The sequence below is a fragment of the Microcoleus sp. Pol12A5 genome, from assembly GCF_036701435.1.
GTDB lineage: Bacteria > Cyanobacteriota > Cyanobacteriia > Cyanobacteriales > Microcoleaceae > Microcoleus.
Genome location: NZ_JAUBQU010000152.1, coordinates 1 through 12626, shown reverse-complemented (window position 1 = coordinate 12626; position 12626 = coordinate 1). Strand labels below are relative to the sequence as shown.

Genomic DNA, 12626 nt, shown 5'->3' with positions numbered 1-12626 from the left:
TATAGCAGAAGGAAGAAGGAAGAGGGAAGAAGGAAGAAGGAAGAGTTAATATTAGCAAGGATTTCAGCGATCGATAATGTCTTTGTTTTAATTTCAGAAACGAGATGACAATTCCTGGAAGAACGAGCTAGGGTAGCTGTAGACATCTATTTCCATGCCAGAGATGCACCTCATCAAATTTCTCTTACTGCTCTAAACATGGCAAAACAACTAGCAATACAAACTCGCGGGCTGACGAAACAATTCGATCGCCATATAGCTGTCAATGACATCGATTTGCAAGTAGCAGCAGGCGAAGTATGCGGACTGATCGGCCCCAACGGTGCCGGCAAAACTACCTTGCTGCGAATGCTGGCGGCGGCTGAGGAACCGACTATAGGGGAAATTTACATCAACGGCGATAGGTTGTTGCGCGATCGATCGCACCCGATTCTCAAACAGCGCATCGGCTTTCTTCCCGATGACTTTCCCCTCTACGACGACTTGACTGTTTGGGATTATTTAGACTATTTTGCCCGACTCTACAACCTCCAGCAACCCCGCCGCCGAGAGCGAATCAACTCCGTGTTAGAACTGGTGCAACTAACCAACAAGCGCAACAGCTTAATTTCCACCCTGTCGCGGGGAATGAAACAGCGCCTCAGTTTGGGAAGAACTATTATCCACGAACCGCTATTGTTGTTGTTAGACGAACCCGTTTCTGGCTTAGATCCGATCGCCCGAATGCAGTTCCGCGAAATTATCAAAGTTTTGCAAGAAGCCGGCATGACCGTAGTCATATCATCTCACGTCCTCAGTGACTTAGCCGAACTTTGTACCTGGGTAGGCATCATGGAACTCGGATATCTGGTCGAAAGCGCACCTTTACAAGAACTTTACAAACGCCTCAGCCGCCAGCAAATTTTTATGTCGGTTTTAGCAAATAAATTAGAAGCGCTAACATCGGAATTAAAAAACTTTCCTTGGGTGGAAAATTGGGCAATAATCCCGGAAACTCAGCAGGTGTGCGTTGATTTTTCAGGAAGCCCGGAAGATGCAGCCAATTTATTACGCGAACTCGTCGCGGCCAACATTCCCCTAACCGAATTCCACTGCACTCAAGAAGACTTAGAAACCATCTTCCTCAAGATGGGGCACCAGCAAGCATCCTAATTTGCTCGTTTCCTGTTTCCCACAATAAACAGTGAGTTATAACTAAGTCGTCACCCATTCCTAATCACCAATAACCAATGACACTCCACTTACTAGACAAAATAGGCAACTGGAATCCCCAGTTATTTCGAGAAATCAAAGGTCGCTTGAATACTGGCAATATGGCGATCGCCTCTGCCTTTTCCGTAAGCGCTCAACTGCTACTGTTCAAGTCTTTCAATGCCCAGATACCCGTTCCCCCACCTCATGGAGAGTACACTAACCCCATTTATCACAGATTTTGCACTTTCGATGGTGCCATTCGCTCTGCGTCTGAGAAACAGTGCGTCAGAGATGCCTTCGGCAACTTTGTTATTAACTGGCCGATGTGGTGGCTAGAGATATTCATTTGGCTGAGCATATTGAGCGTGTTAGCCCTATTAGTAGGAGGGACTTATATGCTGGTCAGCGACTTAGACAAGGAGGAACGCCGCGGCACGCTCAACTTTATTCGCCTCAGTCCCCAGTCAGCAAAAACAATTTTTCTCGGCAAAATGCTCGGCGTCCCAATTTTACTGTATCTAGCAGCAATTCTGACAGTACCGCTGCATTTGTACGCTGGATTAGTCGCTCAAATACCCCTACATGAAATTTTATGTTTCTACATAGCGGTTGCAGCTAGCTGTGCTTTGTTTTACAGCACGGCGATGCTATTTGGATTGACAACCAGTTGGTTGGGAGGATTTCAACCTTGGTTGGCTAGCGCTATGGTTTTTGTTGTGTTTGGGATTTCTTGGCTGCCGCTCACGCGAACTGCTGGGGATGTGTTACATTTTTTGTCTCCCATTGCTATGCTGAGATATCAGCTTTTTATAGTTGATAAAACTGATTTCGATTCGTTAGTTGAAAACTCAGACAAGTTGCAATGGTTTTACTCGCCAGTGGGTACAAATATTGCGAGTGGCATTGCTTTGTCTCTCTTGGTTTGTGGTACAGGAACCTACTGGATGTGGCAGGGATGGCAGCGCCGCTTTCCAAATCCCAGTGCTACAGTTTTGAGCAAGCGGCAAAGTTATTTGCTAGTTATCTGCTGTCAGGTAATATTTTTAGGGTTTGCACTCCAATCAGACGCCCCAGACAACGCTAATCTCATCTGTTTACTTATCTTGAATTTGGTGATGTTCTTAGCTTTAATTGCAGCTTTAACATCTGACAGACAATCATTGTACGATTGGGCGAGGTATCGGAAACAAATCGTTCCCAGCAATCAGAAGCTGTGGCGACGCTACCCACTACTCGATTTAATTTGGAGCGATAAAAGTCCGGCTGTAGTTGCGATCGCGATTAATTTCCTCAGCTCAGTAATAATTTTAACACCTTGGGCACTGTTGGAAAAAAGTGAGAATAATGGATTTTGGGGTGTAATTTTCTGCCTGAACATAATCCTAATTTACGCAGCCATCACCCAACTATTCCTATTTACAAAAACCCGAAATCAGGAAATTTGGGCTGCCTGCACAGTCGGTGGCGCTATCTTGTTGCCGCCTCTGATTTTATCTATGCTCTTGCTAACCCCTGAAAAAGCTCCTCTTTTGTGGTTGTGTTCAACATTTGGTGGCTTTTGGTCTTCGTCGTCTCTGGCAGCGTCAGGAAATACGATTTTGCTCTCCATACTGAGTCAGTGGACTGTCTTGGTGTTGTTGAATCTCAAATTGCGATCGCAACTGAGACTCGCAGGGCAATCAGCTTCTAAAGCACTGCTGAAAGCGTGAAAAAGCAGGGGAAGGGATCAAACGTGAAACTCCGATTCAGGCAGGGGCTTAAACCCCTGCCTGAAAGCTTAAGTCGTCTGAAGACGACTGTTAAACTAAATTATTATGCCAATTCTGCATTTATAATAATCCACTTTATATTGAGCGATGGTGGTCGCCGCTACACACACAAAGCCCACCTTCGCAGGCTTTAAGATTAAAGTTAAAAAATAATTTCTGACTGTACCGATCCAAAATTATAGAGTCAGCGTATATTACTAATGAAAGCAGTACAAAATTTCATAGGTTCGCACCGCTAAAAATTTCAGCTTGCCTGTTTGCAGTTGAGCTGCGATCGCCCTTAGCGACACAGCAAACTATAAAATACTGCTAAGTGGTCTGTATTTAGGAGTGAGTTTATTTTAATCCGGGGGCGAGTTTATGTATCATTTGAGCTGCCTGTAATACTTTGATTACAACCCACCCCTACAGCAGAAAATAAGAAAAACTATCCTAAAAGTGCTAATTTGTGATATTTTGACTGAGAATACCGCCGTCGTTAGGCAACAGAAGTATCAAAAGTATCAAATTTAGAGGGTAATTAGATCGTGGCAGATATTAGAGGCAGCGCACAAGCAGACTTGCTAGCAGGGACTCCAGAAAATGACCTAATTTTTGGTTTGATGGGCAATGACACCATTACGGCAAACTCTGGTAATGACAGTATTTATGGAGGAAAACAAAGCGATTTAATTGAGGGCAATTTAGGTCAAGATTCGCTTTTTGGAGATTTAGAGAACGACACTGTTAACGGCGGAGACGGTAACGATTTTTTGGTGGGCGGAAAAGGCAGCGATTCCATTTCGGGAAACTCCGGCAATGATGTTTTGTCGGGCGATCGAGATACTGATATCCTGATAGGCGGAGACGGGGCAGACTTATTTGTTTTGAGGCGCTATGCGGAGGCAGATCCTGGTCGTACCAGCGGCGGTGTTAGTTTGGCAAATGCGGACGCGATCGCCGATTTTGTACCAGGTACAGATTTAATCGGTTTGGGGGAAGGTCTTAGTTTTAGCGACTTAAATATTCTAGAAGCTGGAAACAATACTGTTATCCAAGACCGCGTAACAGGAGAATTTCTCGCTACCCTCCAAGGGGTGAGACAAAGTGCGATCAACCAGGCAAGTTTCACTAATAATATTAGCAGCGTTGTTCCCAATCCCCCGCCTCCAGCGCGGACAACGGCTTATGCTTTAACTCCTGCTAATCGGATTGTCGGTTTTAGCCTTTCCAATCCGGGAAGTGTGATCTCAGATTTGCCCGTGACTGGATTGCAAGCGGGAGAAAGTTTGCTGGGAATTGATTATCGGCCGGCTAACGGTTTGCTTTACGGTGTGGGTTCTAGCAATCGCTTGTATACTGTCAATCCGATGACTGGGGAAGCAAGTCCAGTGGGTAACGGGGAGTTTGCTGTTCCACTAACTCCGGGGGCTGCGGGTTTTGATTTCAATCCGACAGTCGATCGAATTCGGTTTGTCAACCAAGCCGATCAAAACGCCCGCCTCAACCCGGATACCGGGGCACTTGTGGATTTTGACACGCTGGCGGGGGGAATTCAACTCGACGGGAATTTGGCTTATGCTGCAGGCGATCGCAATTTTGGAAGTTCTCCGGCTGCTGCTGGGGCTGCGTATGTGAATAACTTTGCCGGCGCAACTTCCACCACCCTGTTTGCAATTGACAGCGATTTGGATGTTTTGGTGCGCCAAGATCCGCCGAATAATGGAGTGTTGAATACGATCGGATCTTTGGGAGTTGATGCTACTAGCGTTCTCGGCTTTGATGTCAGGAGTATTGGCGGCCGCGAGGTGGCAGTGGCGGCCCTGGAAGTTGGGGGCGTTTCGGGCTTGTACAATATCAATTTAAGTAGCGGTCAAGCTTCCTTTGTCGGTCAAATTGCCGACGGGAGACAGATTAACGGTTTGGCTTTGCCTTTGCCTACAGCTTACGCTTTAACTGTCAGAAATGGCGCTGAAACAATTGTCGGTTTTAACGAGGCGGGACCGCGGGCAATTCTCAGCGACGTGGCAGTTACAGGATTGCAGCCCGGAGAAAGTTTGCTGGGAATTGATTTTCGCCCCGCTAACGGTGTGCTTTACGGTGTGGGTTCTAGCAATCGCTTGTACGCGATTAATCCAGTTACTGGGGCTGCAAGTCAAGTCGGTAGCGGGCAGTTTGCTGTTCCCCTAACTCCGGGGGCTGCGGGTTTTGATTTCAATCCGACGGTCGATCGAATTCGGTTTGTCAATCAAGCCGGTCAAAACGCCCGTCTCAACCCTGATACTGGGGCACTTGTAGATTTTGACACCCTGACGGGGGGAATTCAACTCGACGGGAATTTGGCTTATGCTGCGGGCGATCGCAATTTTGGCAATCCCGGCGCTGCTGCTGCTGCTGCATATGTGAATAACTTTGCAGGGGCAACTTCGACGACACTATTTGCAATTGACACCAATTTAGACGTTTTGGTGCGGCAAGATCCGCCGAATAATGGAGTGTTGAATACGATCGGATCTTTGGGAATTGATGCTGGTACTGTTCTCGGCTTTGATATCAGGAGTGTTAACGGTAACCAGACGGCTTTGGCTGCGATCGAGGTTGGGGGAGTTTCCAGCCTGTACAATATCAATTTGACCACAGGTCAAGCTTCGATCGTCGGTCAAATTGGCGACGGCAGGGGATTTAAAGGTTTGGCACTAACTTTGATTTAGATGTTCTTAGTTGCCAATCTGGAATAGTAGTAAGGTGCGAATTACGCACCTTACAAATATGGTTAAGGCATAAGTCCTGTTAGTCAAACAAGTTTTGGAAAGCATACCAACCCTCGCCGAGATAAAAAATATTTTGATCGCCGTTGTTGCTACCGGGGGCCAAGCTAAAATTTATAGCTTGGAAACCACCGGCTTTGCGAGATAAATCCCGAACGAAACCCTGATGCGCCCACTTACCCTCTATCTCAATTGAGGTGATATTGGTTGTTGTCGGCGAGATTGCCAGATTATTTGGGGCAGGTTCAGATTGGTCGTACACTCTATAGACACCAAGAACCTCCAAAATTCCTATTTTTTGACTCGGATTAAACTCCAATACTTTGTTTTGAGAGGTTGCGAATTTTACTCGGTCGGCTAATTTTTCTAATTCCGGCTTGTAAAGCGTGAAATTCAACCATAATACAAGATGTGTTGCCCAAGTTAGTGACAGAATCCCTGCTAGCAATGGAATTATCCACAAACGAAACTGTTTCAGCTGTAGACGTGCATTGCTTAGACTGTACACCCAAATTAGCAAGATTGACAGCCAAAGCAACCAAGCTAAACTATCCCAACTAAAATTAGATAATGAAGATAAGAAATTTAAAGGAATGTACAAAATAAATTTGACAGGAGCTAGGATAATTTTAGTTATATCTATAGGGTCAAGAATTTGATAGCTTGGCGACAATAAGCAGCCTAAGATAGTAGCGAAAGAGAAAAAGGCTATGCTATTCCAAATCTTCCCGGTCGATACGTTTAATCTTGAAAAATTTTTCATTTTTTATTATTCCTGAAGTTGTTGATGTTTTCTCTATTTTAAACTATAATAAATTTAGGAGTTACGCATAAACTCTATCTGTAAGGCGGGCCCTAAGCACTTTACCCCCTACAAATAGTGCAAAAATTGCACCTTTGCGTAAGTCCCTACAATTCATCGCCAATCTGAACAGCTAAAACATAAGATGTTATCTCAAGTTTTTTACTTGCTGCGTTCTCGTGCTGACGGCAAATATATCAGCGCTTGTCCCAATCCAGATTCGGCGGTGAGTTACCTGCTGATGTTTCGCGAAGACTATGACGCTTTGAGCTATCTCAACGCCCACGCTGCTGATGTTGCCGATCGATTCGGAGTAGAATCAATTTCCGGTTCTCAGGTAAAAAAGCTACTCGAACGTTGGGGATTTAACGGTGTGGGGGTTGTTCAAGACCCGCTGTTACCCAATATTGAGTTTTTATTGACAAAGGATTGACAATTGACAAGATTTGCTATTCACTCGGTTTCAGGAAGAAATCGGGTTTTTTTGTCAAGTTTTGAGTCGATCGCTCGATCGAGCTTGTACACTTGCGATCCCCATATCTAGTGCAAATTGTCAAATATATTAACCTTTAACCCTAAATCTGAATCCTGTTGTATATTCGTAGTCTGTTGATATATTCCGACACGTCAGTACACAACCTATGGTTCGAGAATTAGAGCGATCGAGTGCCAGCGAGAAACGCAACCTGTCCGATTTCCCCGAAACAGCACCCGCAGCCAATCCAGTATTTTTCAGGACTTACAGTCGCCGTACCGAGACGGGAAGGGAGACTTGGGCCCAAGTGTGCGATCGAACAGTCAAGGGGCTGCAAAAGCTGGGAAACCTCACCCCCGAAGAAACACAACTGCTGCACCGGATGCAAAACCAGCTCAAAACCCTCGCTTCAGGCCGCTGGCTGTGGGTAGGCGGCAGCAAATGGATCGAGCAACCAGAGAATTTTTCCGGCGCATATAATTGCTCCTCAACAAATATTCTCGACTGGCGTTCCTTTGGCTTGTTAATGGATTTGGCAATGATGGGCTGCGGCACTGGGGCAGTCTTGGAACCACAATATATCAACCAACTGCCGCCGATTCGCAACAGTTTAACCCTAACCATGCAAGGCGAAATCGGCTCTACACCCGCCCAGTCGCGCCGTCAAGAAACAGAAGTAAAAATAGCAGAAAAAACCGCAACTATTTATGTCGGAGATTCTCGCCAAGGTTGGGTAAACTCCTATCAAACTTTGCTGGAATTATCCACAGATGAAAGATTTGCAGGAGAAGTTCAAGTATTCATTGATTTGAGCGATGTTCGCCCGGTGGGAGAACCTTTAAAAGGTTTTGGCGGAGTAGCAAATCCGGTGAAATTGCCTGACCTTTATCAGCGCTGCGCCGCTATTTTGAATAAAGCTTTAGGGCGGCAGTTAAATTCAGTTGAATGCTGCGTTCTGATAGATGAAGCGGCGGTCACGATCGTCGCCGGAAATATTAGAAGATCGGCCGGAATGCGTCAGTTTTCTTCTGATGACGAACTGGGGGCAAATGCTAAAAACAATTTGTGGCAACAAGATGAAAGCGGCAACTGGAGAATAGATCCAGAACGCGATGCCCTTCGGATGGCTAACCATACGCGAGTTTTCCATACCAAACCTACACTAGAAGAATGTATTGATGCTGTCCGCAAACAGTATTACAGCGGCGAAGGTGCGATTCAATGGGCCGGCGAAGCTGTAGCTAGATCTAACGTTGATTTACTTTCAACACCGAGTCTTAAACTTGAATTTTTGAAAGCTTACGACGAAGGAAAATCTAAAGAGTGGTTGCAGGAACGCTATCCTAATATGACTGCGGAAGAATTAGAGCATCGGTTAGTCCGTGTGGGCTTAAACCCGTGTGGTAAGTAATTTTGCCTCACGTTAAAAACTTCGCAAAATCGGAGAAGACTGAGATGTTAACTCCGAGGTAAGTAAGGGAATTAAAAATCCTTTACCACCGTAGAGCGTACCGGGTGAACCTTCTTTTTTGAAGAATATAATCCTGGCAAGAGTGCGGGGCATTTACAAGTAAAGTAGATGAAAAAGTACGCCGAGCTACAGAGAAAATCGAATCTGTAGAACTAAAGGATAAAAAGCCTTTAGGGTAACAAAACTGGAAATCATCGGCTCTAATTTCCACTGTAATTTGGCGGAGGTTCACCTCAATCAAATTGATCCTTACAACTTCAAAGAACAGGAGGAAGCTTTCAGGGCTGCGGCTCTATCTGTCGCGGTACTTCTCAATCACAAATTTCTTGAACCCCGCTATCAATACAGCCGCGAACTAGACCCGATTGTCGGCGTATCTTTCACGGGATTGTTCGATTTCTTCGTTCACGCTTTCGGCGTTGAGTGGCTGCGCTGGTGGGTGGAAGGCCGCCCGCAAACTCCGCAAGGAATCGCTTTTAAACAGCGGGAAGAAGAGTATTTGAGTGGTTGGCGCGAGATTGTCGATCGCGTAGTATGGGATTATTGCGATCGCCATTCCTTAAAACGCCCAAATCGCTGCACAACCGTTCAACCATCGGGTACTAAATCTCTGCTGACAGGTGCTTCCCCCGGCTGGCATCCGCCGAAAGCCCAGCGTTTTATTCGCCGAATCACTTTCGGCAAAAACGACCCCGTAGCCCTCGCCTGCATCGACTACGGATACAACGTGATTCCGTCTCAATCTGACAAAGATGAAAACGGCAATTTGCTGAACAATCCCTTCGACGAACGCTGTACAGAATGGCTGGTAGAAATACCTGTTGCTGTAAGTTGGGCTGACTTGCCCGGTGCTGATGAAATTGACATTAACAAGTTCTCAGCGGCGGCACAAATGGACTTTTATATGCAGGTGCAAAAGTTCTATGTGCGACATAACACTTCGGCCACAATTGAACTGCGCGAAAATGAAGTAGAAAGTTTGGGTACTCGGATTTACGAAGCGATTCGCGATGATGAAGGCTACATTTCCGCAGCACTTTTGGCTCGGTTTGATGCTCTTGAAACTTTCCCGCGTTTGCCCTTTGAACCGATAAACAAGGAAACTTACACCAAGATGGTGGAAGAGACTTTAGCGCGCCGCGAAATTGATGTTTTTCATGCGGCTTTGAGTCGCTATGACTTAGGTGAAATGATGGATTCGGGGCCGGCGGGCTGCGATTCTGATAAGTGTTTGATGCCGGAGACTAAGGCTATGTAATAGCCTTGAAGTAAATCCCCCAAATGGGGGATTTTTTATGTTTAATTCCAGATAAACATAAAATCGTAGATACTGTCTTGGTCTGTCAAGGGGTAGCGTTCAAATAATTGGGGTCGAAAGGCTTTTGGGATTTTAAAATCCCAAAAGCCAAATGCACTAACTTCCGATATCAGGGAAAAAACGTACATTGAGTGGGGGCAGGTTGCTCAGATTATTAATTTTTGGCGATTATGGTTGGTAAAAGTATGCCCTAGAGGAATTGGGGTTTAATGTTCCGCTGTCAAAAGATGGAATTGCTCGGTATCAATGCGATTGGCTCGATACAAAACTTCAGCTATTTCCGAAAGCGCTAACACAGAATGTGCGCGATAACCGTTGGCCTGCATCTTATCTTTGACTCCCTGTTCGTGGTCGATCAATACCACGATATCTTCCACGTTCAATCCAGCCGATTTTAACTTAGCCGCGCCTTCCATCACGCTTTTGCCACTAATCAAAATGTCATCGACTACGACAATCGTTTCTCCGGCCTGAAAATGCCCCTCAATTAATTTGCCCGCACCGTAAGTTTTGACCTCCTTGCGCGGGAAAATCATTGGGCGTTCCATCCGCAATGCTAAACCCGTTGCTGTGGGTAAAGAACCGTAGGGAATTCCCGCAATGCGATCGAATTTTAAATCCTTGAGAATGTCTGCATAAGCGCTGACAATTTGGTGGAAAATCTGCGGAATAGAAATTATTTTCCGCAAGTCGATGTAATATGGAAATACGGCGCCCGATGCTTGTACGTGGTCGCCAAAAACTACGCAGCCGATGTCATAAAGTTGCAAGATTAAATCGCGGTGAGGTTCCGGTTGCAAAAAGCAAACATCGGGCAGCCACAGTTCGCAAGTGGGACTACCTTCGATCGCCCGCACCCTCTGTTTATTAATACTATCCCGCAATTTCTCAATTTCTTGGCGCGGCTCTTTCCCCGCTAATAAACTTGGGGGGACTGGCAGCAGCAAACCGTCACCATTTGTGCTTAAACCGACTGCCAGCAGTTCTGCGAGGTCGTTTTCTTCTGTCAGGTCATTTTCTTCGGCGATGTCTCCTTCGACTAAAATTAGGCGTTCAGGAGCTTCTTTGCGGATGCGGGCTAACATATCCGGCATTACTCCTACTTCTAAACCTAGTTTTTCGGGAGTTGCCCAAGTTTGAGAGAGTCGGACTAATTGCAAGTAAAAAGGGTTGTTTGGTGTCGGATATTCTTGCAAAGCAGCCCCTGACGGGTTGGCGGTGGCACAAAGCACAAAAACAGTTTTTCCGGCGTATAACAAAAAAGGCGCTACTTGGTCGAATCCGGCATAGGGACTTAAGGTAATAGCGTCAACTCGCCAGTCTTGAAATACAATTTTGGCAAAGACTGTGCTGGTATTTAAATCGCAGTGTTTGGCATCTAAAATTACTGGCAGGTGAGGGGGAATAATTGTTAAAATTTCTTGCAGCAATGCCCAACCGGGAATACCGAGAGATTGGTAAAAACCGAGGGTGATTTTGCAGGCACAAATTAAATCGGCTGTTTGGTCGATCGCACTTTTTAGCTTGGCCAACAAATCAGTTACAAAACTTTGAGTTTCCTCCCCCGTCCTAGAAACCAGCGGGGCCAAGGTTTCCGGGTCTGGATCGAGGGCTAAATACAGCAAACTTTGATTGGTTTCAACAGCCGCTAACAGTTTATCGAAAAAGTCGGTTCGTTCCGTCATAATTTGTTAGGAAGGTAAGGGAAATTAAAAAAATTGGAGCTCAAAGTGGGATTGGTGTTGTGCCGGAAGAAACCGATCCCGGTTGAAATTGAAATTAAGAATCTTTTAAGATTGTAGAATGTAAAGAGCAGGAAATCTGTAACTTTGGGAGCAGTTTCATGGGGAATGATTTTCGGGTTGGCTACACCGGTGATTGCACCTAAGCCGCACCAAGTCAATTAGTTGTGGTAAACTAACCAGTGTCCGGGCGGCGATTTGAGTGGCATTCCGTGGGGAAGGCGAGTTTAGCAAATGCGGATTTGCCAGGGGCAGATTTGAGAGAAGCAAATTTTAGGGAAGCTAATTTATCGGGGGCAAATTTGAGCGGCGCTTTTTTGTGGCAAGCTAATTTACAAGGCGCTAATTTGACTCAAGTTAATTTAATCCAGAGCCCGTTTGACGGGGTTAATTTAAAAAATACTACCGTTGTAGGTGTTATTTCGGTTGACGGTAGTATTAAATAGAAGCAGAAAGAAGCTAAAGCAATGCCCGCCTTATATTATGGATAGTAATAAATGATCGGTACGATCGACTTTACGATTTGGGACGAGTTGCTGCAACGCTACGTTGACGATTTGGGCCGCGTCAATTATCGGGGCTGGAAAGCTGAGGGGGCGGATGTTTTGAGGGGGTGGCTGGAAAGTTTGGCGGATGTGGATTTGGCGGATGGTACTGATGCGGATGCGCGGCTGGCGTTGTGGCTGAATGCGTATAATGCGATCGCAATTTCTCAAGTTCTGGAAGTATATCCGATCGCGTCGATCCGTCCCAAAGTTTTGGGAATTCCCAACTGGCTGAGTTTTTTGGATTTTTTCACTCGTTCAAATACGATTATTGGCGGCAAAAAGTACAGTCTCAATCAAATCGAACACGGAATTTTGCGGCCGGAATTTGCGGAACCGCGCATCCATTTTGCATTAGTTTGCGCTTCAGTCGGGTGTCCGCTGCTGCGCCGGGGGGCTTATTTCCCGGAGTCGGTACGGACTCAACTAGAAGCGGATGCGAGCCGTTTTATTCACAATCCTGATAAGGTGCGATATGATGCCGAGAAAAAGACGCTTTATTTGAGCAAGATTTTTAAGTGGTACGGCGAGGATTTTGTAAAGGCGGCGGGTTCGGTGGCTGA

Annotated in this window: 10 protein-coding genes; 8 read left to right on the top strand and 2 right to left on the bottom strand. The window is 45.9% G+C overall.

The genetic code is table 11. The annotated features are described in order from the left end of the window. The first annotated feature begins 198 nt into the window (after positions 1-198). The 3 genes from QUA45_RS25490 to QUA45_RS25480 all read left to right on the top strand — a co-directional run bounded on the left by QUA45_RS25490 (position 199) and on the right by QUA45_RS25480 (position 5653). Entirely contained in the window at positions 199-1152 is a 954-nt protein-coding gene (locus tag QUA45_RS25490; RefSeq protein WP_333222519.1) for an ABC transporter ATP-binding protein, read from the top strand. Between the two features lie 77 nt (positions 1153-1229). Then, a complete protein-coding gene (locus QUA45_RS25485; RefSeq protein ID WP_333222517.1) occupies positions 1230-2903 on the top strand; it encodes a hypothetical protein in 1674 nt (557 codons plus the stop codon). 587 nt (positions 2904-3490) lie between these two features. Beyond that, complete coding sequence (locus QUA45_RS25480) at positions 3491-5653, top strand: DUF4394 domain-containing protein (RefSeq protein ID WP_333094175.1); 2163 nt, start codon at positions 3491-3493, stop codon at positions 5651-5653. A gap of 79 nt (positions 5654-5732) precedes the next feature. On the opposite strand, the gene QUA45_RS25475 is transcribed toward QUA45_RS25480, so the two are convergent. Beyond that, a complete protein-coding gene (locus tag QUA45_RS25475; protein WP_333222515.1) occupies positions 5733-6173 on the bottom strand; it encodes a hypothetical protein in 441 nt (146 codons plus the stop codon). 484 nt (positions 6174-6657) lie between these two features. Here QUA45_RS25475 and QUA45_RS25470 point away from each other — a divergent pair, with 484 nt between their 5' ends. The 3 genes from QUA45_RS25470 to nrdJ (QUA45_RS25460) all read left to right on the top strand — a co-directional run bounded on the left by QUA45_RS25470 (position 6658) and on the right by nrdJ (QUA45_RS25460) (position 9716). Continuing rightward, complete coding sequence (locus QUA45_RS25470) at positions 6658-6945, top strand: hypothetical protein (RefSeq protein WP_333094178.1); 288 nt, start codon at positions 6658-6660, stop codon at positions 6943-6945. 208 nt (positions 6946-7153) lie between these two features. Beyond that, complete coding sequence (gene nrdJ, locus QUA45_RS25465) at positions 7154-8398, top strand: ribonucleoside-triphosphate reductase, adenosylcobalamin-dependent (protein WP_333222513.1); 1245 nt, start codon at positions 7154-7156, stop codon at positions 8396-8398. A 244-nt stretch (positions 8399-8642) separates the two neighbouring features. Continuing rightward, the gene (nrdJ, locus tag QUA45_RS25460) at positions 8643-9716 is read left to right on the top strand and encodes a ribonucleoside-triphosphate reductase, adenosylcobalamin-dependent (protein WP_333222521.1); all 1074 of its coding nucleotides are present in this window, start codon (positions 8643-8645) and stop codon (positions 9714-9716) included. A gap of 266 nt (positions 9717-9982) precedes the next feature. On the opposite strand, the gene QUA45_RS25455 is transcribed toward nrdJ (QUA45_RS25460), so the two are convergent. After that, positions 9983-11461 (bottom strand): bifunctional orotidine-5'-phosphate decarboxylase/orotate phosphoribosyltransferase, encoded by a 1479-nt coding sequence (locus QUA45_RS25455; RefSeq protein ID WP_333148670.1) that lies wholly within the window; start codon positions 11459-11461, stop codon positions 9983-9985. Between the two features lie 239 nt (positions 11462-11700). Here QUA45_RS25455 and QUA45_RS25450 point away from each other — a divergent pair, with 239 nt between their 5' ends. Together QUA45_RS25450 and QUA45_RS25445 are read left to right on the top strand one after the other, a co-directional pair. Next, complete coding sequence (locus QUA45_RS25450) at positions 11701-11964, top strand: pentapeptide repeat-containing protein (RefSeq protein ID WP_333222511.1); 264 nt, start codon at positions 11701-11703, stop codon at positions 11962-11964. 51 nt (positions 11965-12015) lie between these two features. Further along, positions 12016-12626, top strand: a 611-nt coding sequence (locus tag QUA45_RS25445) for a DUF547 domain-containing protein (RefSeq protein ID WP_333222509.1), incomplete at its 3' end; no start/stop codon positions are given.